The 271-nt window shown below is 55.4% G+C and carries 1 pseudogene; it reads right to left on the bottom strand.

Annotated elements, in window-relative coordinates:
• A pseudogene (locus tag ABR397_RS23850) lies at positions 1 to 271 on the bottom strand (ISNCY family transposase); the annotation flags it as partial.

Below are 271 nucleotides of genomic sequence, written 5' to 3'. Positions count from 1 at the left end.
CGTTTCACGATCGATACCCATGTCCATCATCGCCCACGCGACTTTCAGAATTCCCCGTTTTTCGCCTTCCTGCAATCCTTCCTGACGTCCTTCCTGACGTCCTTCCTGACGTCCTTCCTGACGTCCTTCCTGACGTCCTTCCTGACGCCCTTCCTGACGCCCTTCCTGACGTCCTTCCTGACGCCCTTCCTGACGTGCTTTATGTTCCAATCTTTGCGCTATTGTCATCAGTACCTCCTCATACTTCGGGGACTGTTCTGCCAGTCGCCGG

This window comes from Photorhabdus viridis (assembly GCF_040256935.1).
GTDB classification, from domain to species: domain Bacteria; phylum Pseudomonadota; class Gammaproteobacteria; order Enterobacterales; family Enterobacteriaceae; genus Photorhabdus; species Photorhabdus viridis.
Note: the sequence above shows the minus strand (reverse complement) of the source record. Positions and strands in the feature narration are given on the sequence as shown.